The organism is Nostoc sp. DSM 114159, from assembly GCF_053470285.1.
The window spans coordinates 75,991-101,714 of the sequence record NZ_JBPFEH010000001.1 but is presented as its reverse complement, the minus strand read 5'-3'; the positions used below and the strand labels follow the sequence as shown (position 1 = coordinate 101,714).

General features: G+C 41.0%; 20 protein-coding genes. 12 read left to right on the top strand and 8 right to left on the bottom strand.

Translation table 11 applies throughout. The features are described from left to right. Window positions 1–349: 349 nt before the first annotated feature. A complete protein-coding gene (gene cobJ / locus ACR5KR_RS00355; RefSeq protein ID WP_448265034.1) occupies window positions 350–2,080 on the bottom strand; it encodes a precorrin-3B C(17)-methyltransferase in 1,731 nt (576 codons plus the stop codon). 184 nt (window positions 2,081–2,264) lie between these two features. Here cobJ and ACR5KR_RS00350 point away from each other — a divergent pair, with 184 nt between their 5' ends. Then, window positions 2,265–2,513 carry a helix-turn-helix domain-containing protein gene (locus ACR5KR_RS00350; RefSeq protein ID WP_099103407.1) on the top strand — a complete coding sequence of 83 codons (249 nt, stop codon included), beginning with the start codon at window positions 2,265–2,267 and terminating at the stop codon, window positions 2,511–2,513. Next, window positions 2,495–3,184 (top strand): BglII/BstYI family type II restriction endonuclease, encoded by a 690-nt coding sequence (locus ACR5KR_RS00345; RefSeq protein ID WP_448270032.1) that lies wholly within the window; start codon window positions 2,495–2,497, stop codon window positions 3,182–3,184. Before ACR5KR_RS00350 ends, ACR5KR_RS00345 begins: the two co-directional genes overlap by 19 nt. 11 nt (window positions 3,185–3,195) lie before the next feature. Here ACR5KR_RS00345 and ACR5KR_RS00340 read toward each other — a convergent pair whose 3' ends face one another. Then, window positions 3,196–4,305: a DNA-methyltransferase gene (locus ACR5KR_RS00340; RefSeq protein ID WP_445628258.1), complete on the bottom strand. Its 1,110-nt coding sequence runs from the start codon at window positions 4,303–4,305 to the stop codon at window positions 3,196–3,198. A gap of 272 nt (window positions 4,306–4,577) precedes the next feature. Then, a complete protein-coding gene (locus ACR5KR_RS00335) occupies window positions 4,578–4,967 on the bottom strand; it encodes a hypothetical protein (protein WP_445628259.1) in 390 nt (129 codons plus the stop codon). Window positions 4,968–5,195: 228 nt separating this feature from the next. Between ACR5KR_RS00335 and ACR5KR_RS00330 the strand changes: the two genes are divergently transcribed. After that, window positions 5,196–5,897 (top strand): DUF547 domain-containing protein, encoded by a 702-nt coding sequence (locus ACR5KR_RS00330; protein ID WP_448265033.1) that lies wholly within the window; start codon window positions 5,196–5,198, stop codon window positions 5,895–5,897. On the opposite strand, the gene ACR5KR_RS00325 is transcribed toward ACR5KR_RS00330, so the two are convergent. Both ACR5KR_RS00325 and ACR5KR_RS00320 read right to left on the bottom strand, forming a co-directional pair. Next, window positions 5,882–6,637 (bottom strand): TIGR04283 family arsenosugar biosynthesis glycosyltransferase, encoded by a 756-nt coding sequence (locus ACR5KR_RS00325; RefSeq protein WP_448265031.1) that lies wholly within the window; start codon window positions 6,635–6,637, stop codon window positions 5,882–5,884. The two genes, ACR5KR_RS00330 and ACR5KR_RS00325, sit on opposite strands and share 16 nt — an antisense overlap. A 300-nt stretch (window positions 6,638–6,937) precedes the next feature. Beyond that, window positions 6,938–7,399, bottom strand: coding sequence for a rhodanese-like domain-containing protein (locus ACR5KR_RS00320; protein WP_448265029.1), 462 nt, complete (start codon window positions 7,397–7,399; stop codon window positions 6,938–6,940). Between the two features lie 178 nt (window positions 7,400–7,577). On the opposite strand from ACR5KR_RS00320, the gene ACR5KR_RS00315 reads away from it, so the two are divergent. The 4 genes from ACR5KR_RS00315 to ACR5KR_RS00300 all read left to right on the top strand — a co-directional run bounded on the left by ACR5KR_RS00315 (window position 7,578) and on the right by ACR5KR_RS00300 (window position 11,681). Further along, entirely contained in the window at window positions 7,578–8,465 is an 888-nt protein-coding gene (locus ACR5KR_RS00315) for a pirin family protein (RefSeq protein ID WP_448265028.1), read from the top strand. 341 nt (window positions 8,466–8,806) lie between these two features. Beyond that, window positions 8,807–9,307 (top strand): hypothetical protein, encoded by a 501-nt coding sequence (locus tag ACR5KR_RS00310; RefSeq protein ID WP_448265027.1) that lies wholly within the window; start codon window positions 8,807–8,809, stop codon window positions 9,305–9,307. Between the two features lie 172 nt (window positions 9,308–9,479). Then, window positions 9,480–10,163 (top strand): methyltransferase family protein, encoded by a 684-nt coding sequence (locus ACR5KR_RS00305; RefSeq protein ID WP_445628266.1) that lies wholly within the window; start codon window positions 9,480–9,482, stop codon window positions 10,161–10,163. Window positions 10,164–10,274: 111 nt separating this feature from the next. Further along, window positions 10,275–11,681 carry a collagen-like protein gene (locus ACR5KR_RS00300; RefSeq protein ID WP_445628267.1) on the top strand — a complete coding sequence of 469 codons (1,407 nt, stop codon included), beginning with the start codon at window positions 10,275–10,277 and terminating at the stop codon, window positions 11,679–11,681. A 3-nt stretch (window positions 11,682–11,684) separates the two neighbouring features. Here the strand turns inward: ACR5KR_RS00300 and ACR5KR_RS00295 are convergent, their stop codons facing one another. From ACR5KR_RS00295 to ACR5KR_RS00285, 3 genes are all read right to left on the bottom strand, one after another. After that, window positions 11,685–12,245 carry a nitrate transporter gene (locus ACR5KR_RS00295; protein WP_448265026.1) on the bottom strand — a complete coding sequence of 187 codons (561 nt, stop codon included), beginning with the start codon at window positions 12,243–12,245 and terminating at the stop codon, window positions 11,685–11,687. A 519-nt stretch (window positions 12,246–12,764) separates the two neighbouring features. Beyond that, window positions 12,765–13,940 (bottom strand): patatin-like phospholipase family protein, encoded by a 1,176-nt coding sequence (locus ACR5KR_RS00290; protein ID WP_448265025.1) that lies wholly within the window; start codon window positions 13,938–13,940, stop codon window positions 12,765–12,767. 512 nt (window positions 13,941–14,452) lie between these two features. Next, window positions 14,453–15,772: a dihydroorotase gene (locus tag ACR5KR_RS00285; RefSeq protein ID WP_448265024.1), complete on the bottom strand. Its 1,320-nt coding sequence runs from the start codon at window positions 15,770–15,772 to the stop codon at window positions 14,453–14,455. A 432-nt stretch (window positions 15,773–16,204) separates the two neighbouring features. Between ACR5KR_RS00285 and lepB the strand changes: the two genes are divergently transcribed. From lepB to ACR5KR_RS00260, 5 genes are all read left to right on the top strand, one after another. Beyond that, on the top strand, window positions 16,205–16,846 hold the full coding sequence (gene lepB / locus ACR5KR_RS00280; protein ID WP_445628270.1) for a signal peptidase I: 642 nt from the start codon (window positions 16,205–16,207) through the stop codon (window positions 16,844–16,846). Window positions 16,847–17,139: 293 nt separating this feature from the next. Further along, complete coding sequence (locus ACR5KR_RS00275; RefSeq protein WP_445628271.1) at window positions 17,140–17,925, top strand: MOSC domain-containing protein; 786 nt, start codon at window positions 17,140–17,142, stop codon at window positions 17,923–17,925. Window positions 17,926–18,457: 532 nt separating this feature from the next. Next, window positions 18,458–22,063 (top strand): ATP-binding protein, encoded by a 3,606-nt coding sequence (locus ACR5KR_RS00270; protein ID WP_448265023.1) that lies wholly within the window; start codon window positions 18,458–18,460, stop codon window positions 22,061–22,063. Continuing rightward, on the top strand, window positions 22,060–23,895 hold the full coding sequence (locus ACR5KR_RS00265) for a GGDEF/EAL domain-containing response regulator (protein ID WP_445628273.1): 1,836 nt from the start codon (window positions 22,060–22,062) through the stop codon (window positions 23,893–23,895). Before ACR5KR_RS00270 ends, ACR5KR_RS00265 begins: the two co-directional genes overlap by 4 nt. A 267-nt stretch (window positions 23,896–24,162) precedes the next feature. Next, window positions 24,163–25,638, top strand: coding sequence for a hybrid sensor histidine kinase/response regulator (locus tag ACR5KR_RS00260; protein ID WP_448265021.1), 1,476 nt, complete (start codon window positions 24,163–24,165; stop codon window positions 25,636–25,638). Window positions 25,639–25,724 lie beyond the last annotated feature (86 nt).

The window sequence follows — 25,724 nt, the reverse complement described above, 5'->3', positions numbered from 1 at the left end:
CAATCGGGAACTTAGACCCATTAATGAATTCTTATATCACCAAATTTTCTTGTTTTGTGAGGTTCTTAAAGCTGATGATTTCTTTGCTAATTGTCCAGAATTCAGAATAAATTATGAATTTTGAGAAATGTATTTTGTTTGATAATAATTTATTTTTTCATAGCGTAATCATCAATGATTTTTACTTATTTATATTCCAGATAAGTGAGACTTATTGGAATTTTTGTTTGTATGAACTACATACACGAGTTGTATAGTAGCACAACTGTGACTGCTGTTGTAAAAATTCAAAATTTTGATGATGTACCAGTTGCTGTTGCACGTTTTTGGGAACTTTTATGCATGTTCCTCAGATTTTCTTGTGTGTATAGCGACGCGGCGTATAAACCCAGATATTACCATCACGGCGCTTGATAGTTCGGGTTTTTGTGGAACCAACGAGAATAATTGTCCGCATATCAGCGCTTGCTGGCGTTAACTGCTCAAGTGCGATCGCTTTTACCGTTTGTCCTGGGCGGCCGAGATTCCGGGCCAATACTACTGGTGTATCTGGTGTTCGATGTCGCAGCAAAATATTTCTCGCTTCTGCCAGTTGCCAAGTACGCTCTTTGGAAACAGGATTGTAGAAAGCAATAACGAAATCAGCCTCAGCAGCAGCCGTAATTCGTTGGGCGATCGCAGACCAAGGTTTCAAGATATCAGAAAGGGAAATAGCACAGAAGTCATGCCCAAGGGGCGCACCAATGGCTGCTGCTGCTGCCTGCATTGCAGAGATGCCTGGGGCCACATGAATGTCGATACTGTCCCATTCGGGTTTAGCATAGCGATCGCATACCTCAAAAACCGCTGTTGCCATTGCATAGATACCGGGATCGCCAGATGAAACTACAGCTACATATCGCCCAGATGCAGCCAAATCTAGGGCCATTTTTGCTCGTGCTTCTTCTTCGCGGTTGTCAGATTCATGCCGTTGCTTGCCATCAGCCAGAGAACCAATTAAATCTAAATAAGTTTTATAACCCACTAGGTCAGTTGCCGACTTGAGTATCTCCTTCACTTCGGGAGACATCCACGGCGAACCACCAGGGCCCGTGCCAATAATCGCTAACCGTCCGCGTGGCTGACCGATGGTATTGGGGTCAATTACTTGAGGGGCAATAGCGATCGCAATGTTAGCAGAAGGAGAAGATAAAGGGGATGTACCTGTGGCGGCGATCGCTGCGGCTTGGGCGGGGCTATAACCTTGTGAAAGTAGACTTTCTAGCTGATTTGGGGTAAAAAAGCGGGTGGGCACTTTCAAGGCGCTAGCTACGGCGTGGATTGCGGGATCGGCGGCGGCGATGGGTGCAAATATCCCGGCGACTGATGCTGTTTCTAGTTTGGCATCAGCTAGTAGCTGTGGTACTAAAGCTACTGCATCATCAATCATGCCACTCATTGCGATCGCGATCGTTGCTGGATGGTAGACAAGGCAGTTGGCTGTAGGAGTCACCAAACGTTCTGTAACTTGGATGGTCAAATCTCCCTTGGGATCTATCGGTAATTTACTATCGCTTAACCAAGGTGCTATTCCTTCGAGATTAACTTGCGCCCCAGCTAACACATCTGAAATAAATTTCTTCGCATCGTCTGGGTTTGCTAAATGGTATCCAGAGGGAGGAGATAACAGCGTTGTGCCTAAACGTAAATCGCCTGTGGTCGTAATTGCAGCTTTGACATCCAGGGCTTCGGCAATGCGACGCGCTAAATCGTTTACTCCACCAAGTCCGCCCAAAAGAGGGACAACAGCACTACCATCTTCAGCTACAGCTAGCACTGGTGGTTCCTGTCGTTTATCCGAGATTACCGGAGCTAACGTCCTAATTAAAATGCCGGCAGCACAAATGCCAATCAACGGCCTTCCCTGCACAAATAACTCGCGCAGCGTCTCGCCAAAATTCGTAAAGCTAATATCAACCCCAGATGTGCGACCCTCTAAACCGTATAGCGTTGCCCCTGGTAGGACAGTGATTATTTTGCGTGCTACTGTCACGCTATTTTGACCTAGTATTAAAATGGCGGGTGCAACATTCATTATCATAAGTAGATATCTTGCAAAATTTGATATCCTTCAAATGAAACCACAGATTTAGTCATATAGTAGCTTTTTTAAACCTATTTTGGGTTTATCCCATATTAGGTTTTAGAATTTAACAGAGTTTAGCAATATCTACTAACTTTTATCGAGATCGAACAAACCATCGCCAGAAAAAAGGCGAGCTAAGGTGCCTAAATCAGTTTTCAGTGAAGATTACAATCGGTTTCGCCAGTTACTTATAGAAGCTCGGAAAGCTGCCAAGCTTACTCAAACAGAGTTGTCAGCCAAGCTAGAGCTTCCACAATCTTATGTATCAAAGTATGAACGTGGAGAACGTCGTCTTGACGTGATTGAATTTTTACAAGTTGCCCAAGTTCTGGAAATCGATCCGCTTGCTTTTATTAAAGAACTGTTGAAATACCAAAAGGAGACATAATAATCATTATTCAGTATGTTGACTTTAACGCAGCAGATACAATCATTAATACCCAATACCAGAACGAATGGCATGAGATTAGTAATACTCTTACTAGAATGCCTTTGCACATCAAGGCTTCAGATCAAGCTGGAATTCAGGGTAATACAATATTTGATCCAGTAGGTACGAACGAATATATTAAAGCTGCTTTTATTCATGATGGTTGGCAATCAAATATTTTCATTCCAGCACCTTATAAATTTTTAGGTACAGATGTTGATTTGGCCAAATCTGGCATCATCATTGAAATTCAATTTTCTCACTATGCCTATTTACTCAATAACACTTTGCGTTCAGAATTGTTTTTCAAAGCTAAAACTGAATTTGTTGGATACCCGACTAATTTGGTAATTATAGTAACAAAGGCTCTGATGTTTCCTGCTTCTAATAGCACTCTTTATTACGAGCAAGCTCTTAATCAGTTAAAAGCTTTGACTAAATACCAAGTTTTTGATGTACCAATCAGATTGGTTGGATTATTTGAACAACAAAATACAATAGTACCCATCATCTGGACTGAGTATTCATCTAAAAGATATTCTAGAACTGTGAATACTAGAGTTAGTCGCCAATGCCAAATCATTGCTGGACGTTCAGCCCGTAGTCGTTGTCTGCTTCGCTTATTGTAATAATTTCTCTATTAACTCCATAATCTCAGTTCAGTTTGTTCTACTTCTTCTATTTTTTTTAATATTGGATTTTGCAAAGAGGTCTTTTGACCGTTACCATTAAGCTTTGGATCTATTGGAATCTCTTCACCTCTTAGATTAGCTGCAAAAGCAGATTCTTCATAGATTAATCTATCTTCCATTTCTTGCAAGTGATACTCTTCTGGAGAAATTTTTGCTTTGCTGCGTTCTGAAGCTTTATTTCCTACTTGCACATCAAATTTAAATTTATCAATAGATTGACCAGTTTTTTCAACATAATCGCGTAATGTTTTTAAATTTGGAAAACAACCATTTTTATCTGGATTACCACTGAGACGACGCAACGCAACTTGATGATACTTTGGTTCAATTTCTGAGCCGATAAAATGGCGTTCATGGTTTCTGGCAACCACTGCCGCAGTACCAGATCCCATAAATGGATCTAGAACAAGATCATTTTTGTTAGTTGTAGCTAAGATAATTCTAGCTACCAAGTCTTCTGGAAATTGACAGGGATGTATAGTTTGTTCTTCATGGTTGTGTTTCACATTCCGAAATAGCCAAATATCACCAGGATTTTTTCCGTCTGGATTGCATGAAAGTTCCCCCTTCCGATTTCCCCGATAATGTTTCTTATTTTGATACTTTTGGGGAACTCTAATAGCATCTAGATTAAATTTATAGTTATCTGATTTAGTAAACCAAAGAATAGTTTCATGTCTACAAGAAAACTTTTTTTGGGCATGAAGACCATGTTGCCTAGCCCATATAATCCGGTTGCGAGGAATTAATCTGCATGACTCTAAAATCGGAAAAAAGCGAATATCCAAAGGAATTAGCATTCCTCGGTCAGAAAAAGCACCAACTTGCCAAAATAGCGAACCTGTATTTTTGAGAATCCGGCTACACTCAAGCAGAACGGCTGTTTGTTCTGCCAAATAAATCTCAAGAGCCTGTCTTGATTCGTATTCTTTGCCTAGATTATAAGGTGGAGAAGATATAACTAAGTCAACACATTCATCTGGCAGATTACTCAGCAGTTGTAAGCTATCCTCTAAGAGAATCTGGTCTAAGGGTAGATTCTCTCTATTAATCTTCATTACGATACCTACCTCGCAAGTAATACTAGGCTTTTGTCATCATAACCTATTTTAGGTTATTAGCAAATTATTAAGAAAAATATCAATAATAAGTAGAGTATAGTAGCATACTTCCTTTAGGGCTTTACCTTGCTACCGTAGACATACCAAAAGGCGATGTAAAGGCGATCGCACTCCTAATTCTCTCAAAAAAGTGCGATCGCTTATTAAATTAGAGATTGGGACTCCAACCAAATATCTAAAGAATTTCTTTCCCAATCCCCAATCCCAACTCAATTAGCTTTACGTTCTTTCAGCACTTGATCTAGCAAGTCTCTAGCAGGTTGTGCTTTAGCCAACGCTACTTGATGGTCATTATAAGCACGAACAAGGCGAGAAAGACCGCTCACACCTGTCTTGAGTTGCTCCAGTTCTTCACCAGCAACTAGTTCTCCATCAAGCATCCGCCCAATCAACGGTTTGATATCGCCCACTTCCTGCCGGACTTTTTGGAGCTTTTCTAGAGAACTCAGTAAGGTTTTTAGTGAGTTCAATATGTCATCAATATCCTGGGCATCCTCCACTGGTTCAGGCGGATTTTCAATTGCGATCGTATTTTTGTCTGAAGCTGTAGGCAATTCCTCTACAGACGTTTCACTTGTAACCCCGTTTGACCGTGCCATCAACGCTTCCTCAAGGAATTTTTCTCAGTGTATCGCTGATTTCAAGTTGCCAAAGATAGTATTGTTATAATTCGTTAAATAAATACTTGTACAAATTCAACTCTACGTTGCGATCGCGAAACCAAAAAATTCTTTTAGCTTTAAATTGGGGCTATTTCATTCTATTTTGAGGATTCAATTGGTATAGGTATAAGTAAAAACAACGGACAACATATAAACACAGCAATAATGATTGATTTTGAACCTTGGGACAGGTTGTTGCGTCAGTATGTCGATCGCCAAGGTCGTGTAAACTATATTGCTTGGAAAACTGAGCAACCTGAAGCGATCGCAGATTGGTTGTCCAGTCAAAAAAATCTGGCTTTTACATCTAATAGCAACACTTCTGAGCAATTGGCATTGTGGATCAACCTTTACAATGCGTTCACCATTTCGACAATTTTAGAAAGATACCCGCTTGAATCAGTTCGTCCGCGCATCTTAGGCATTCCCAACTGGCTGGCTTTTTTGTGGTTCTTCCAACGTCGTGCTTATTATATATTTGACAAGCATTACAGTTTAGCCCAAATAGAAAACCAAATTCTGCGGAATCAATTGCAGGAGCCACGAATTCATTTTGCAATTGTCTGCGCTTCCGTTGGTTGCCCGTTACTGCGGGCTGGAGCTTATTTTCCTCAACAAGTTACTCAGCAGTTAGATGAAGATACCCGTCGCTTCATAAACAATCCTGAAAAAGTTCGTTATGACTCAGATAGTAAAACGCTCTACTGTAGCAAAATCTTTAAATGGTATCGTCAAGATTTTCTTAAGGTCAAATCCTCGATTCCAGAATATATCCGCTCCTACCTAGAAACAGACCTGCCAATAAATGCCTCAACGCCAATTTCCTATCTCTACTATGACTGGAGCCTGAATCAGCGAATATCTTGATAAAATTGTTTCAGATAATTTGCATCAACGCCAATCCCCCACAAAAAACCGATATAAAGGTAGATTGCGTTTGCTTTCCAGCTACCCCATTTTGCGACGCGGCGATCGGAAGAGTGAACAATGCGGTTCACTAGATAAATACGTCCTTTTTTAACCAATCTCAGGCATAAATCTCCATCTTCCATAATCGGTAATGCCTCATCAAATCCGCCGCAATCCCAAAAGTCAGTGCGACGACAAAACATTACCTGATCTCCGAACAACAGGCGCAATCCTCGAAAAAACAGGTGAGGCTTAAATAGCAATGGTGCATAGAAGGTTTTTAAATAATTATGTAGAGAGATGCCCCAGCGAGTCGTTTGAGATCCACTCATCAGAGAAATGAACCCCCCACAGGCAATGGTTGACTCTGCTAGAGTTTGCTCGATTACAGCGATTAGGTCATCCGGCACCCAAGTATCTGCATGAAGAAAGCAAAGAATATCTCCAGTTGCAGCCGATGCTCCGTAATTCATCTGAATAGAACGCCCACGCTGTTCAGATGAGAGAACTTGTACGCCTAGCGACTGATTGAATGACTCAAAGCATTGTTTTGCAACTGCCACTGTCTCATCATCGCTGCCACCATCTACTACTATCACTTCAAAAGCAGGCGGATTAAGTAAAGTCAATTGGCGCAATGTCCGCTCTAAGCTAACTGCTTCGTTTAAAGTAGGAATGACAATCGAAACTTGAGACATGCAGTATAAGTAGTTTTATCGTTGCTTTTATTCTACTTGCTTAATGTTGACAAGCTCTTAGTGCAGCATTTCATTAATTCGCTAGAAATTAATGAAAGGCAATACCCTGCATTGTTAATGCGGCGGCGGCCTTGTTAATGCATCAGCTTGCATTGTTAATGCGGCGGCTTGCATTGTTAATGCGGCGGCGGCCTTGTTAATGCATCGGCTTGCATTGTTAATGCGGCGGCGGCCTTGTTAATGCATCGGCTTGCATTAAAAACGCTACGTTTTTACGCATAACTGTACTTAGTCTAAAGGTCAACACTCCTGAGCATGGTAAGTAGCTTTTAGTAGTTTTCCCCAAATTGCATTGTAAGGATGTACAACCTTTGTTGGATGACCATTTTGAAAGATCGGCCTGCCTTCGTTTGCCCACTGAAAAATTCCACCACTCAAGTTATAAATGCACTTAATCCCGGCTTCATCCAGTTTTTGGGCTAATTTTGCGCTCCGGTAGCCAACAGCACAGTACACAACAATTGGTCTATCTTGGGAAACTGTTGCAACTGCTGTTAAGTCATCTGTGAGAGGATCTATGCGTACTGCTGTTTCGATATGGCTTACTGCATACTCAGCTTGACTCCGTGCATCTAGCACTAATGGACGGGGTTTTGCAGAATCTAATAGTAATTGAGCTAATTGGTTACAATTAATTTCCTCAATAGTAGGAAACTGAAATCCAATCAGAAGTTTAAGAAAGTTAAATGTGAGCGATCGCACTTGTCAAAAGACTCTCTGGTTGAGAAACAATACTGACGGGGGCTGTGTTTAATGTTTAAATACTTAATCGGAAAAACTCAAGTCTACAAAACAAATAGATAACTCATCAAGATTAGCTGATTTGCAAGTAAATATACTTATAATAATTACAGCATTTACTAATCACCTGCGATGATTTATGGCAATTCTTCAACTGATTGAACCTGAAGTTAAAAATCTGGGTGGTTTTTCTGCCCGCCGCAGTTTGCCATATCCTAATCGCCAAACGGTTGGGCCGTTTATCTTTTTCGATCATCTTGGCCCATCCGTTATGCCCCCCAATCAAGGCATTGATGTCCGACCACATCCTCATATTAATCTGGCAACGGTAACTTATTTATTTGATGGTGCTTTGATGCATCGCGATAGTTTGGGTACTGTACAGGAAATCCAACCAGGTGCAGTTAATTGGATGACAGCGGGAAAGGGGATTGTCCATTCAGAACGCTCACCTGACTTTGACCGTCAGCAAGAAGCTACTATTCATGGCATTCAAACCTGGGTTGCTTTACCTGTTGAACACGAAGAAACCGAGCCAACGTTCATTCACTATCCGGCTGAAATCCTTCCCACCTGGGAAGAGAATGGCGTTATCATCAAACTTATTGCTGGGCAAGCATTTGGCTATACCTCACCTGTAAAAGTTCTCTCACCTATTCTCTATTTAGATGCAGTGTTGTCTGCTAACACCCACTTCACTATCCCTACAGATTATTCACAAAGGGCAGTATACAGCGTCACGGAAGGATTGAGGATTAATGATGAACCGATAGAGCAATATCGTTTCGCTATTCTAGAGCCAGGCGATCGGGTTGAAGTTTCTGCTACAACTGCTGCTCGATGTATTGTTATTGGCGGTGAGCCGTTAGGTACACGCTACAAATGGTGGAATTTTGTCTCTAGCCGACCAGAGCGAATAGAGCAAGCGAAAGCTGATTGGCGCAACTCTCGTTTTGCTAGCGTGCCAAATGAAACAGAGTTTATTCCACTGCCAGAAGTGGTAACAGAAGCTAATCCTTTTTCATAAGTGTGTCACACTTGGACATTTACTATCTTGCTTTAAAATGGCCGATTTTAACCCAAGTTGCTAGTTACTCTTATGGGCGATCGCTTTGAGATAGTTACAGCTATTTTCAGGTAAAAGACCATACAGTAGGGGCGCAAGACCTTGCGCTTCTACAACAGATGTGGTTTCAATACTTGTCGGGTTTTGGGAAAAGGCAAAGAAAAAAGCTTTAACCTTTCCCCTTTAACCTTTTCCCCTTTCCCCAATTCTGAGTTCAAAATCCAAAACCTGATAGGTGTATAGAGTTTCATCTGCATATTATATGGTGAAATATGGTAGCAACTGCTGTGAGGCAAAGCCAAATGACACTTATACAATTGTGGCGATTTATCACAATGATGCTGGCTTCCTTCAGTCTAGGCTTGTCTATGGCTCATTTGCTAGAACTACCGCGAAGAATACAATTTGACCAACAACTCTGGGTAAAAGTAACCGTTTTTGAAAATGTTTATCGGTATTTTGGCTCAGTTGGTGCCGCATTTGAAGTTGGCTCAGTTCTAGCGGCAATTGTGTTGGCGTTCCTCGTCCGTAAACGTGGCTCAACATTTTATTGGACGTTAGGAGGAGCGATTTTTTTAGTGCTGGCTCTTGTGAGTTGGGTAATATTTGTAGCCCCCATGAACGCGGAATTTGCAACGTGGCTGACTAATCCCGTCCCGTCAAACTGGACGCGATATCGTAACCAATGGGAGTATACATATGCAGTCAATGCCTTGCTCAAAATAATTGGCTTCAGTTCGCTAGTAATTTCTGTGCTGGTTGAAACAACAAAACGAAAGGTTGCTCATTCTAATCACTTGTAAGAAAGTTCAAGTTGGTGATTATTTTAGATAGCACTTGCAAGTTAACCTCACAAATAAAGGAGATAGCCCACTAGTTCGGGCATTGCTAGAATCACTTGTAGGTGACTGTAGCGATCGCAAATCCAATTGCTAAAAATAGAAAGTAAAAGCCTAGCCATTAGGTAAATCAGAGATGTTTATTTTAAAGGTACTGATCGCAATTGTTTGGAACATTGCTATCTTTGGTGGTTTACTATTCTTGCCAGCAGGAACATTCGACTGGTGGCGTGCTTGGTTATTCCTCGGCGTTGTCGAAATTGCGACGATCGCCACGATGATTGGTGTTTTCCGAGAGAATCAAGACTTGCTCGATGAACGGTTCAAGCCTCCTATCCAAAAGGAACAACCACTTACCGACAAGATTATCACCAGTTTGTTGCTGATCGCGTTCCTCGGTTTGGTTGCCTTCATTCCTTTAGATGTGTTTCGATTTCAGCTGCTGGTGAAGCCAGGAGCGATCGCTTCGGCTGTGGGATTGATCTTTTTTATTGCAGGTTGGTGGATTATCTCTGCTTCCTTCAAAGCTAATACATTCGCGATCCCTGTGGTGAAGCATCAGGTAGATAGGCAACAAACGGTCATCGATACGGGAGTCTATAGCATTGTACGGCATCCGATGTATGCAGGGGTAACTCTGGACATGATTGGGATGTCTCTGTGGCTGGAGTCTTACGCTGCGGCATTGCTAGCGATCGTTCCCATTAGTTTACTAGTTGTGCGGATTGCCTTTGAAGAACAATTTTTGAAGCAAGAACTCAAGGACTACGACGCTTACACCGAAAAAGTTCGATACAGGCTGTTACCGTACCTCTGGTAACTCAGAATTTAAGGTGCATCGTGAGTGTAAAGTCACTGGACAAGAGGGAGCAAATTGTTGAAAGTCAGCGTCAGCAGTAGATAATTCAACTAAAGTTTTAGGTGTAAATAGATGCACAATGGTTTTAGGAGTAAACTGCCACTACTGCTGACATTCTGCTTATTTACTAGCTTTTTGCCTGCCTCTGGCTCAGTTTTATGTCCAGCCCTTGCCTCTGAAGAATACTATAAAGCAGCTAGAAATTATGGCAGAGATGGACGTGCCGGAACCGATGGGCGATCGGGTAGAAATGGTAGCAGCGGTGAAAACCAAAATATTTTTGTCAATGGTTCACCTGTAAATCTTGACTTGTCGGGCAAAGATGGTGAAGACGGGGAAGACGGGGAAGATGGTTATCAACCTAACTGTGGTTCCCAACGCGGCGATCGCGTCAGCCATGATATAAACGCACCAGATGGTGGTAACGGTGGTAATGGTGGCAAAGGAGGAGATGGGGGAAATGGTGGTTCCCTGACAGTGTATTACAGCAATTTGGCAGACTTACGGAATCTTTCTGTGCGGGCAACTGGTGGAGAAGGTGGGCGCGGCGGTAGAGGTGGTAGGGGTACGGAAGGCTGTAACTGTCACAGACGAAGATGGGAAGTAAAAACCTGCCAGGGAACTCCTGGTAGCCCTGATTACAAGTGTACTGAAAAGGTTTATCGATGTAGCGATGGTAGCGATGGGCGAGATGGCAGCGATGGTAGCGATGGTAGCCAAGGGCGCTTAGGAATTTTAAGTATTGTTAATAGCAAGGAACCTTTGGCAGCTGATACTCCAACTGTGCAGCTAGCAATGTCGGAACTGGTAAATAAACAGTTCCACCTCTCCAAGAATAAGTGGAATCAACGCACAGGCGCAGCTTCTCTACTTGCACCTGGTTCTGCGATCGCCGATGATTACCGAGAGTTTGAACAGCGTCTAGAAGAAGCTTTTCAAATAGTTTGGCAAGAAAGACAACCTATTACCAGCTTTGGCAATCAAGCCGTAACATTAAATTTAACTGATAACAAACAAGTAGAAATTACTTTTTCTGAGGAATTATGGGTTGAAGGTAACAGCAAAAGTGAGGCTAACTTAACAACATTTACCGTTAACCATGCCATTCCCAAAAAAGATGTCACTCGGTTAGCTGTGGCAGAGTTTGCCGATGCCGGACAAAACCTCAACTTAAAAATAGTCGATTTGGCAGCCAAGTCTGATGCTATTAATACTCAATTTCGCGTCAAATTCCGGGCCCAAGATAGTTCGCACGGTTTTTCTGGCTACAAAACTGAATTTGAAGGGGATATTCCCACAGAACTTGTGACTCGTGACTACAACCGTTTTACTCTAGCTTTGGGCAAGCTTAAAATTCCTGACGACGCTTTACGCCCTGGTGTCAACGTTGATATTGAAGTCGTAGCAACTCGTTCTTTAGGAATACGTTCTGCCAAGCAAACTATTAGCTGGCAGGGTGCAATCCGCAAGCCTAGATAAACTTTAAGAAGATTTTTTCCCATCTGAAACCATTTGCGAGAGAATATAGGCTGCAAAATCCAATAACTGATCCAGCAAAAAGCCAATGATGCCGATGTATAAGATTTCCTGGATTATGTAATCAGTATTGCCAGCTTTATAAGCATCCCAGAGGGTAAAGCCAAGTCCTCTTGGGCCTGTTAACATTTCTGTGGCAATAACGATAAACCAGGCTACCCAAATGCTAACTTTCAAAGCATGAAATATATGAAAAATAGCTACTCGAAAGTTATTATTCTGTCTCTTGAAATGCCGCATCCCTATTGCTGTGTTAATAATCATCGTCCAAAGAGTTCCCAGAAAAACTACTACAATAGCAGCCGAGTCGCTCTCTTGAAACGCAATGAGGGCAATAGGTAGCAAAGCTATAGGAGGGATACTATGTGGTATCTGAAATATCAGCCGAAATAGCTGATAAACCATGCTATTTATCCCGATTAAATATCCAATGAAACCACCCAATACAACTGCTGGAATATAACCAACAAATAACCGTTGCAGGCTAGCTAAAATGTCTAAAAACATATTATTTTCTCTGCCTCAGTTCTCATGGAAAACATTCGGTAAATACTGCGGCAACAACACAAAACAGGGCTGAGAAAAATGTATTGGATGACACATTCTATTTTGTTGCTAAAAGATTTTTATATCTTCTCCTCATTAATTATTAATTAGAAAACTTAGGTGTTATTACGATGTGATAGTAGTAGTACAAAGAAGAGGTAAAGCTTGACTTGACTAAACTTTATCAGAAATGCAAAGTTTAATTAGTAAATTAAATACAATTTCTATAATTTATCAAATAAGGCAGTTATTGCTAGAGCTTACGTGCGTAGTTTACCGCCGTAGGTCTTACTCTGAGCCTGTCGTACTCCTTCGGAGAAGCAAGCTACGCGGAGCGTCTCGTAGAGAAGGGCATCGCTCCTTGATTATCTAAGCTGATGGAACCAACCAGAAAAAGTCTTGAACGACATATAAAAATCAATTGGATGGGTATCCAAACCCCAACCAATTGTAGACACTTGTAAATAATGACACAGATGGCTAGTTATCTTTAATAAAAGACGCGATCGCCTTTTTGATCGGAGAACCGGAATCGTCTCTGGTGTAATACGTAAGACCTTGATCGATGAATGCAGAGGTAGTATCTATTAACTGCTGAAGAATCTCGGAATTAGTATTATCTATTTCTGGACTAACTTTTTCTCCAGTAAATTTATTTTTCCGTTCTTCTGGAGGTAAGACAATGCGAGGATCTTTATAAGTCTCTTTTGGTTTGGGTTTAAATGTCTCATTTAAGTCAAACTGAAGACGTAAGTAACGTTTAGACTCATATCCACCCATAATTTGTCGGCAAATCGTACTATCAATCTCAGATGTAGGTTCCATGAAGATGTTAGTAAGATTTTTGATCCAGTCTAAGCCTCTCCATTTGCTGATTTGCTTATATTGATATGGCTCGCCAGTTTGACCTGTGCCAATAGAAAGGATAGAAATATCTTCTAATCGCAAATTATCTAGTTTATATTGTTGCTTGATTTCTGGAGATACTGAAGACTGGCTAATCCTCATCGCTAAACTCAAAGCTGCAAGAGCAGGGTTATTAGCAGAAACTCCTCCATCAATGTGTGGGAATTCCCAGTCACCAAATTTTTGTTTATCTACAGGTTCTAATTTATATGGTGGAAAAAAAGTAGGTGCTGAGGCAGAAGCGGTACATATTTCCCATAAATAACAGTCATCGTACCATCTGTCTCCTAAATCGGGATGACAATTTGTAAAAAAGGTTGTGTTGCGATATAGCGTATCGTAAGCAAGAATCAAAAGAATAGGTTTTTCGATATCCTTGATTCTTGTGGATTTATAGGCATCTTTGAGGACACTAGTAATTCCATCATGAGAATATTTAGATGGAGAAAATACCTCAATAATTGATTTGATGATGGACGGAAAATTTTTGTAGCGCTCTTTTATCTCCAGAGGAAATATATCTTTACCTCTATTTTTATACATTTTAATGAGTTCATCACTCTGCTTTCCAATAGCAATTCCTCCTGCTAATATCGAACCAGTAGAAGTACCAGCAACCATGTCAAAATACTCGTGTAAAAACTCTCCTTTTCCCTGATTTCTAATTTCTTGTTCTACTTGTTGAAGTATTCGTGCTGCAACTATTCCACGAATACCGCCACCGTCTAAAGCCAAAATTTTGAAGGACATAGCAATTCTCTTTGATTATTTCTGTGGACAAGCATCATGAGATGAATCACAATCCGATTCCATTAGCTTGTTTACTCTTATCCGACTTATTCGATTTATCCGACTGGAAGAATACCTAAGTTTCTTTTTAACGAAGTGCCTTCTCTACGAGACACTACCTATAGCTGGCTTTTGCGTAGAGGGGGTACGCGTAGCATTGGTGTTAACTTAACGTGAAAGAGACGCGATGAATCGCCTTAACGTGAAAGAGACGCGATGAATCGCCTTAACGTGAAAGAGACGCGATGAATCGCCTTAATGTGAAAGAGACGCGATGAATCGCCGTCTCTACAATAGTCAATCTTTCGTCTTGACGGCGATTTATCGTGTCTTTGTGATATTTAACTTGAAACACTTAGAGATAGCAAAGTTCTACGTTGTGAGGTCAAAAAATATCCCACCCGCGCAATCTGGCGTGAAGGGTGGGGAGGAATATATCTTATGTAGTTGCTGTCAAGTTAAATGAATATTTGCTACAAGAAAGTTAAAGCTTGACCCCGCACTTGCGTATTTACCTGGCCTTTGTCATAAACTATTTCACCGCCGACAATGGTGGTTTTAGCCCAGCCGGTTAGGTTCCAGCCTTCAAAAGGACTCCAATGGCATTTGGTTAAAAGTTCCTCGCGCTGTACTGGGCGGTATGTGTTTAAATCTACAAGCACTAAATCGGCATCATAACCAGGGGCGATCGCTCCCTTATTCGGAATACCATAAGCCACAGCTACAGCTTTAGACATCCAGTTTACAACTTGAGCCACAGTACACTTGCCCTCCATTGCCGCAGTTAACATCAAAGCCAGGGAAGTTTCCACCCCAGGCATTCCTGAAGGACTATTGGGATATTCTTGAGCTTTTTCTTCTAAGGTGTGCGGTGCGTGATCTGTCGCAATGAAATCAATCACACCATCGCGCAAAGCTTGCCAGAGAACTTCGTTATCGTGGGGCGATCGCAAAGGTGGATTCATCTGTGCTAATGTGCCAATTGTTTCATAGGCACTAGTATTTAATAACAAATGCTGTGGTGTCACCTCTGCTGTCACCCAACTCGGTTTCTCCTGACGCAGCAAATCTGCTTCTTCGGCAGTTGACATGTGGAGAATATGCAGACGACGTTGATATTTTTGAGAAAGTTTTAATGCTAGTTGGGTTGCCAGCAATGCCGCTTGATTATCTTGAATTTGCGAGTGAACGGCTGGATCGTGAATATTGGCAAATTCTTGGCGGCGTTGGTTGATTCTAGCTTGGTCTTCGGCATGAACGGCAATTAAGCGATCGCCTTTGGCAAATATCGCCTCCAATGCTGTTTCGCCATCAACCAACAACTGACCATGCATCGACCCCATGAAAATCTTAATTCCCGGTGTTGGCTTTGCTAAAAGCAAATCTGGTAAATTCTCTGCTGTTGCCCCAATAAAAAAGCCATAATTAACTAAGGATTTGTGTGAGGCCCGTTCTAGCTTGTCGTCTAAAGCCTGTTGTGTCGTAGTTAGGGGGCGCGTATTGGGCATTTCTAAAAAAGAAGTGACTCCCCCTTTAGCACAGGCACAACTGGCAGTGAATAAATCTTCCTTGTGTTCTAGTCCAGGTTCTCGGAAATGCACCTGCGGATCGATAACTCCTGGCAACAAAGTTAAGCCTTCTGCGTCAATTTCAGTGACTAGTGCTGTTTGGGAGATTTCTGGCGCAACTGCGACTATTTGGCGATCGCGCGTCAACACATCCCCAACCATCAGTTCACCATCGGGTAAGATTATGCGAGCGCGGCGAATCAGTAACATTTTTGGAGATGACATAGGGATAACCAAGTTTGGACAGCGAGCTATGTATTACAGAGAACCATGCTTTTAGGTTAAACTTATTCGCGATCGGAGTAACCAATTTTTGCCGCGCCTTAAAAAAAAGTTTATTTTTAACAACAGAGGCAGCAGGAGTTTAAGTCCCCCACAAAATCTCCGATTTGGTGGACTGCAATTAGATAAGGTTGAACGCGAGAGCGTCTTATATAAAAGCCTTACCTAAATTCAAACCTTCTACCCCCTGCGTGGTTGTTGAGCGTAGTCGAAACACTGCCCCCTGCCTCCTTCCTCCTTCCCAATCCACAATCTAAAATTGGTAGTCAAGATGCAAACATAACTAGGAAATTAAAATTTTCCCGTTAAGATTAACAGATAAAGTTTCACTAGGTGAGTTAATTACCTACATCTTTCGTTAAATTAAGTAATTTCATGCATAATCAAGTGTCTGATAACAACTCTAGTCAACAACCCGATAATTCTTGGATCGCAGAGCTAGGTAGAACAATTGTATTGAGCATCGTTCTAGCTCTAGGAATTCGTACCTTTGTTGCTGAAGCACGCTGGATTCCTTCTGGCTCAATGGAACCGACTCTGCATGGTACGCCAAACCAGTGGGAGGCAGACAAAATTATTGTCGATAAGTTGAAGTATAAATTTGCTGACCCACAGCGGGGAGATATAGTAGTATTTTCACCTACTAAAGAGCTACAAAAAGAACAATATCAAGATGCTTTTATTAAACGTATAATTGGCTTACCTGGAGAGAAAATACAACTTAAGGATGGCAAAGTCTATATCAACGACAAACCTCTCCCAGAATCTAATTACCTCAGTTCTGGGCAGACTACAGTTATTGATGTTTGCCAATCAGGACCACAGCCACCTTTTTTGGCCAAACCCCAGACTATACCAGCCGATTCATATTTAGTACTGGGTGATAATCGTAACAGTAGTTATGACAGCCGTTGCTGGGGTGTTGTCCCTCGCCAGAATATCATTGGACGTGCTGTAGTTCGCTTCTGGCCTTTAAATCATGTTGGCGGAATCGATAAATCGCCAATATATCCATAAATTAACAAACAATATTGCTCAAATAGCTGATTAACAAAAGAATTTTAGATTTTAGATTGGGGACTACTAAATCACCAATCTAAAATCCAAAATCCGTCTTGAAAAATTCAGTTCGCTCTTTGCAAGATACTGCGACTTTTCGCCAAATCTCAAATCGAAATATTGCTATGACCGAAAACGACTGATGATACAAAGCAACTAAATTTATTTATGGGTGTCTAAAATGTTTTGATTTTGAATACTTCGACAAGTTCAGTACAAGTTTTGAAATTTTGAATTCGGAGCGAAGCGACGTGACGCCTTACCTAGCTAAGATTTTACTGTATCCAGTTAAATCACTGGATGGTGTTGAAGTTGAGAACGCTAGAGTTCTTGCCAGTGGCGCACTAGAGTATGACCGCGAGTTTGCCCTTTTTGACGAACAAGGTAGATTTGTCAATGGTAAGCGTCATGCTAAAATCCATTTAATAAGGGCACATTTTGCACTCTTAAATAGAACTATCTCGTTGCAAATTCCCGATCGCAACTTACAACAAATTTTTCACCTGGATGAGGAACGGCAAGCATTAGAAGCAACTTTAAGTGATTATTTTGAGTTTGCTGTCACATTGAGACAAAACTCTTTAATGGGTTTTCCTGACGATACACACTCACTTGGCCCAACAGTAATTAGTACGGCCACATTGGCAGAAGTAGCTTCTTGGTTTCCTGGTTTAAGTGTAGATGAAATGCGCCGTCGGATGCGTGCCAACATCGAGATTGGTGGTGTACCAGCATTTTGGGAAGATCGGCTATTTAGCGAACAAGGTGATTTAGTCTCTTTTCGAGTGGGAGATGTAGACTTTTTTGGGGTTAACCCATGTCAGCGTTGTATAGTCCCAACACGCGATTCTTACTTAGGGAAAGTTTACCCAAATTTTCAAAAAATCTTTACAACCCAGCGACAAGCAACTTTGCCAAATTGGGTTGCTTCATCGCCTTTTAATCACTTTTATCGATTGAGTATTAATACTCAACTCTCCCCATCATCAGCCGAAAAAATTTTACAAATTGGTGATGAAGTTGACATAAATGTATAACAAAGTTAACATGTTGTCAAAATAAAAAATACAAAGTAAATTTTCTTGGATTTTTTTTGTTTATGCTGTGTATTTGCATAACAATTCTAAAATTGCTGTAATTAAATATAAGTTCTTGTACAAGTCCAGGGGTTTCCAGACCAGAAAATCAATACATCAACAATTAAAAATTAAATTTAGGATTGGTGCTAATGGCGACCTGAATTTTAGAATGGCATACTGGAGCTTATTGGTTAAATTTCAGTTCATCTGAGAAAATTTGTGGAAATATTGCCAGATAAAACTGAGCAAATTTAAGTGCGATCGCCTACCCACGTAGGCAATTTCTATAGTGGACAACTCCTGTGCAAAGTTTGAAAATTAGACGTTGGAGGAAGTTAGCCAGTCAAACAATTATAAATATTTCGTACTATTTTATACTAAAAATATAAAATTTTCATAAAGAGCCATGTCTGCCGTAATTATACTTATATAGAATGTAGCTAGCACGGCAAAATGCACCTAGTAGATGCTGGGGAAGAATAAAACTAAAATGTTATCCAAACTTCAGCCCGTCAAATCATTTAATCGCTTAGTTGGCAAAGTTTATGCCAAGATGCCCCTGAGATATGTTCTGATTGTGCCTTTTATCTTGCAAATTTGTGGTGCGGTGGGACTTGTGGGCTATCTTTCGTATCAAAACGGGCAAAAAGCGGTAAGGGAGCTTGCTACTCAATTAGAAAATGAAATCTGCGATCGCATTGAACAGCATCTCGATAACTATTTAACAACCCCAAAGCAAATTAATCAAATCAACTTAGATGCAATTGAGCTAGGTTTGCTCAACCTTTCGGACTTTCAAACCACCGGCAATTACTTTTGGAAACAAATGCAGGTTTTCAATGTTGGCTACAACAGCTTTGCCAATCCCAAAGGTGAGTTTATTGGTGTTGAGCGTCTAGATAATGGCCAGCTCTTAATTAATGAAGTTAGCGCCAAGCGTGGTACAGGCAAACTCTATGTTTATCCTACAGACAAGCAAGGAAATCGCCGCCATTTACAGCAAGTCAAAAATTACGATCCTCGCTTAGAAGCTTGGTATACAGATCCAGTCAAGATAGGCAAACGAGTTTGGAGTCAAATTTATCAATGGGAAGATAAACCAGAAGTTTTATCGATATCTTCCAGCTATCCTGTTTACGATAAAAATCGTAAATTTGTTGGAGTGATTAGTGTTGATTTGCTCTTATCACAAATTAGCAAGTTTTTAACTAAGTTAAAAATCAAAGAGTCGGGTAAAACTTTTATTTTAGAGCGTTCTGGTTTCATAGTGGCTTCTTCTACTAGCGAGTCACCATATACGATCGTTAATGGTAAAGGAAAACGTCTATCAGCATTAGATAGTCAAAATCCTTTAATTAAACTCACTACACAGTCTTTGATCGAACGCTTTGGTAGTCTGAAGTTGGTTGTGGGGAAGCAACAGCTAAGTTTTACTGCCAATGGAATGCGTTATTTTGTACAGGTAAAAAGCTGGAGGGACGAACTGGGTTTAGATTGGCTAATCGTGGCGGTGATTCCCGAAGGCGAATTTATGGAGCAAATTAATGCCAACACCCGCATCACTATTTTGCTGTGTATAGTTGCTTTTTTAGTGGCTACAAGAATTGGGATTTTGACTGCTCGTTGGATAATTAAACCGATTTCACAATTAAACAGATCGGCAAAGAAAATTGCTGAAGGTGAATGGGAGGAAACACCAGATATTCAGCGTTCCGATGAACTGGGAGAACTAGCTAAATCATTTGAAACTATGGCAAAGCAACTCCAAGCATCCTTTAGCGCTTTAGAAGCAAAGAATGCCCAGATGCAAGTTTTAAATGAGGCGCTATCTCATAATCAGAATCAGCTAACTCAATTTTTAGAAGCCATACCAGTCGGTGTATTTATCATCAATGCTGAAGGTGAACCTTATTATACAAATCAGATTGGGCAGCAAATTCTCGGTCAAGGAGCGATCGCAGAAGTTAAAGTCGAAGAATTATCAGAGATATATCAAGCTTACCTTGCCGGGACAGATCGACTTTATCCCAGCGATCGCTTGCCGATTTTGAGAGCATTGCTTGGGGAAAGCATCAGGGTTGATGATATGGAAATTCGCTATTGTGGGAAGATTACTCACATTGAGGTTTTAGGAAAGCCAATTTATGATGAATCAGGGAATGTGGCTTTTGCGATCGCCACATTTTTTGATATCACCCAACGCAAACAAACAGAAAAGTTATTAGCAGAATATAATCGCACCTTAGAGGCTCAAGTAAAAAAACGAACTGAAGAGTTCCAGCAAGTTATTCAGCAACTGCAAACCACCCAAGAAGAACTAATTCAATCGCAAAAAATCGCTGCACAGGAACAACAAGCAGCCGTTCGGGAAGCGGCGCGAAGTGCTGCCGCCAACCTTGCCAAAAGCGAATTCCTGGCTAACATGAGCCACGAACTGCGTACCCCACTCAATGCCATTCTTGGTTTTACCCAAGTCATGAGTCGAGATTATTCGCTATCTAGCGAACATCAAGAAAACTTGGCAATAATTAATCGTGCTGGCGAACATCTACTCAAATTAATTAATGACATTCTCGAAATGTCTAAAATCGAAGCTGGCAAAATCACTTTAAATTCCAGCAGCTTTGACTTAATTCATTTGTTGAAGAACTTAGAAGAGATGTTGCACTTGCGTGCTGCATCTAAAAATTTAGAATTACTGTTTGAATATGCGCCAGATATTCCTAAATACATAGAAACTGACGAAAATAAACTGTGTCAAGTATTGCTCAACCTCTTGGGAAATGCGATTAAATTTACCGAGAAAGGGAGTGTGACGCTACGGGTGAGACTAGGAGCAGGGGAGCAGGGGAGCAGGGGAGCAGGGGAGCAGGGGGAGCAAAATCTTTCTTATCCTTCTCTTCTGTGCTTTGAGGTACAAGATACTGGCTGTGGTATTGCCCCACAAGAACTTGACTTGCTGTTTGAGGCTTTTGAGCAAACTGAAATCGGCAGAAAATTTCAACAAGGGACGGGACTGGGTTTAGCGATTAGCCGTAAATACGTGCAACTGATGGGAGGAGATATTACTGTCAGCACGATGCCTGGTGTCGGTAGTACATTTGCCTTTGATGTTCAGATTGCTCTAACTTGCCCCAGAGAAATCCCGATCGCCCAAATAAAATCACAAATTAGAGTTTTAGCACCTAGTGAAAAAGTATACCGTATCCTAGTAGTTGACGATTCCAAAGAAAGTCGTATATTGCTAGTTAAAATTCTCACATCTCTTGGCTTTGAAGTTAATGAAGCTACAGATGGTAGTGAAGCGATCGCTAATTGGGAATCTTGGCAACCACACTTGATCTTTATGGATATGCGAATGCCAGTTATGGACGGTTACGAAGCCACAAGAATTATTAAAGCTAGAGAAATCGGGCATGGGACAGCCAATACGTCGCGGAAGTTCCCAAAATTAAAACAACTGGTGTCATCGGGGAGTCAGTACCTTGCTGAGGAGTTAACCGATTCCGGCGAGGGTGAGGTTCTGAAAGTTGTATGCAAATCTTCTACACCCGAAACAACTGGTGTTATAGAAAATGATGCTTCTGGTGCGTCCACTTGGCGATCGCGGATGCCAACAGCCTTGGCTCCCCCTTACGACTCCTCTAGAACAATGCCAGATCGCTGCAATACAAATACAATCATTATTGCCCTAACTGCTAGCGCCTTTGAGGAAGAACGCCAGAAAATTTTGTCCATTGGCTGTGATGATTTTATTCGCAAGCCATTCAAACAGGAAGTATTATTGGAAAAACTAAGCAAACATCTGGGTTTAAAATATACCAATCAAGTAGAAACCACAAACACAGTAGTTGTCGATCGAGCTACACAGATTTTTGTAAGTGTTGCCGAACTCCTGGGTCAATTATCACAAATGCCACCTGAGTGGCTCCAACAGGTTCACTATGCCGCAGCCAGCTGTAGCGATGAACTGATTTTAGAGTTACTCAAACAAATTCCATCAGATAATGCTCAAGTTTTCCAAGTTCTCAGGGATTTAGCAAATAACTACCAGTTTGAGAAAATCATGGAATTGACTACAACAAACTTAGAATGAATTACGAGCATTTAGACCCTAATAAAAAAGATATTTTGATCGTTGATGATATGGCGGATAACCTCCGGGTTTTATCCTCCATATTGACAAGGGAAGGGTATAACGTTCGTAAAGCTTTGAACTGGCAAATGGCACTGACAGCAACTCAAACATTATTACCTGATTTGATTCTACTCGATATCATGATGCCAGAAGTAGATGGGTATGAAATTTGCCAGACCTTTAAAGCTTGGGATCTAACAGCCGATATTCCAGTAATTTTTATTAGCGCTTTAGATGATGTTTTTGACAAAGTTAAAGCCTTTAAAGTCGGTGGTGTAGACTATATCACCAAACCTTTTGAGTTTCAAGAAGTTTTAGTGCGCGTGCAAAATCAACTAGCATTGAGATCGGCGCGATTAGAAATCTTGAAATTAAATGTTGAACTAGAAGATCGGGTAAAACAACGGACTGGAGAGCTAGAAAAAACTCTCCAAAAACTTCAACAAGAAATCGATTCCCGCCAGAAATTGCAAAGTCAACTGCTAGATATAGCACTGCATGATTCCCTGACTGGATTATCAAACCGAGTTTTGTTTATTAGGCGACTAGAAAATGCTCTAAATCGCGCCAAGCAAGAATCTAGTTATCAGTTTGCAGTACTTTTTTTGGACTGCGATCGCTTCAAAGTTGTTAATGATTCTCTTGGTCATCTGGTAGGAGATGAATTGCTGATAGCCATTGCTCACCGCTTACAAACATGTATTATACCTGTTGATACTTTAGCACGATTGGGCGGGGACGAGTTTGGAATTCTCCTAGAAAATATCCCAGATATCAATATAGCAATCCAAGTTGCCGAAAGGATTTTGCAACAGTTATCACTTGCTTTTCAACTGTCAAGATATGAAGTATTTATGAATGCCAGTATTGGCATTAGTTGGGGCAATAAAGATTACGATCGCCCAGAGTATTTGCTGCGAGATGCTGATACAGCAATGTATCGGGCTAAGGCTCAAGGAAGGGCCAACTATCACGTTTTTAATCCAGCAATGCATCAGGAAGCGATTCAGCTTTTAGAGTTAGAAAATGACTTGCGGAGGGCTGTGGAAAGGCGAGAATTCCTCGTTTATTATCAGCCAATTATTTCCCTGGTTACAGGCAGAATTTCTGGATTTGAAGCCTTGGTGCGCTGGCAACATCCGATTCGTGGTTTGGTTTCTCCCATAGAATTTATTCCTGTAGCCGAAGAAACGGGTTTAATTAATGCGATCAATACTTGGGTATTACAGTCAGCTTGTCATCAATTAAGCATCTGGCAACATAATCCAGTCACACCAGAACCTCTAACTATGAGCGTCAATTTGAGTGCAAGATTATTTTTGCAGCCGAATTTTCTAGAACAAATTGACCGAATAATTTATGAAAATCAAATAAATCCCGCATACTTAGAATTAGAAATTACTGAAAGTGTAATTATGGAGAATACTGATGCGATAAAAATAATTCTGGAACAACTAAAGCAGCGAAAAATTAAGTTAATTATGGATGACTTTGGTACAGGATATTCCTCTTTAAGTTATCTGCACAGCTTTCCTTTAAATGCACTTAAAATTGATAAATCTTTCGTCAAGCGGATGCAGGATAACAAAGAGAATATGGGGTTAGTACCAGCAATGATTGGCATTGCGAACTCAATGGGGATGAGTGCGATCGCTGAAGGTGTCGAAACACAAGAACAGTTAGCCCAATTGAGAAGTTTAAACTGTAATTTTGCCCAAGGATATTTATTTTCTAAACCCATAGAACAACGACTGGCTGTTGAGTTGCTCGCTTCAGCACCTCAATGGTAGCTATCAAGTAGCACCTGGAAAAAATTTCATTTTCGATCCTTGGCTAGATAATCTGTGAGTGCTATTTATTACAATCATGACAACAATTCATCATGTTGCCAAAGGTGATAAGTGGCTAATAGCTTCGATAATCTGCAAAACTCTCCAGCCACGTGAGAGTTAAACTATAAATATAAGTATTTCGGTGAAATCGGTCAACAAATTTTAGGGTGATTTCAAAGAAGGATTTACTATCCTTAATAATTATACGCGTAACTTTGATCGATAATGCATTTTAATCAAACTAACCATCAGAAAAGAAATATTTTGGTGGTCGATGATACCCCAGATAATCTGCGGCTTTTATCAGCGATGTTGACTGCACAAGGTTTTGAAGTTCGCAAAGCCTTAAACGGTAAAATGGCACTGACAGCATGTCAAATGGTTTTGCCCGATGTGATTTTGCTGGATATCAATATGCCAGGTATGGATGGCTACCAAGTTTGTCAACAACTAAAAGCTGACCATAAAACTAGTGAAGTCCCAGTAATTTTTATTAGCGCTCTGGATGATGTTGTCGATAAGGTAAAGGCATTTGATGTTGGTGGTGTAGATTATATTGCCAAACCTTTTCATGGTGCAGAAGTGGTGTTGCGAATTGAAAATCAGATTAATTTACGCTTGCTCCAAGTTAAACTGCAAGAACAAAACTTTTTACTCCAACAAGCTCTTGACGACTTGAAAGCCTCTCAAGTTCAACAAATTCAGAACGAAAAGATGGTGGCGCTGGGACAGTTAGTAGCTGGACTGGCTCATGAGATTAATAACCCGATCAGTTTTATTTATGGAAATCTCCAATATGCTGACCAATATGTAGAAGACCTAGTGAAGATAATTGAGGTTTATCAGCAAGAATATCCCAAACCCACACCAAAAATTCAGCAGATAGCCAGAGATATAGACTTGAATTTTATCATTAAGGATCTGCAAAATCTGATAGGTGCAATGTATAGAGGCTCCGATCGCATTCAGGAAATTGTACTGGCGCTACAACATTTTTCTCGGCATGATGAAGCAGAGATGAAACGGGTCAATATCCATGAAGACATCGAAAACACTTTAGTGATGTTACAACATCGGCTCAGAGAAACAGCCAATCGTCCGGCAATTGTTGTAGTGAAAGATTATGGTAACTTGCCCCTAGTCACTTGTTATGCGAGTGAACTCAATCAAGTATTTATGCATTTGTTGAATAATGCGATTGATGCAATAGAAGAGGGAGTAGAGAACGGAAAGTGGAGAGCAGAAAATCAATTTCCAGATGAAGCAATGGGGAATGAAGCATGGGGAATAGGGAATCAATCTTCTCCTCCCCAAATTTGGATTCATACAGAGGTGACAGACTTGAACGTAGTCAAAATTGCGATCGCTGATAATGGTCTTGGTATTGAAGAGTCGTTGCGATCGCGTTTATTCGATCCATTTTTTACCACAAAACCTGTGGGCAAAGGTAGTGGACTAGGATTATCTATTAGCTATCAGATTATCGTCCAAAAACACCGAGGAAATATAAGCTGTAACTCATCTGTGGGCAAAGGAGCAGAGTTTGCGATCGAAATTCCCATAGAGCAGCCTGATATCTCATCGCAATTTTCAAAATCCGAAAAGGGATTGGGACTGGGGATTAGGGAGATGGAGAGCAGAGAAGCAGAGGAGCAGGGGAAGCAGGGGAGCAGGGGAGCAGAAGAGAATAATAATTCCTGACAAATGACAAATGACAAATGACCAATACTTCTCTACGAGAGGCTGCGCCAACGACTACGCTCAGTACAAGTGACCAATGACCAATG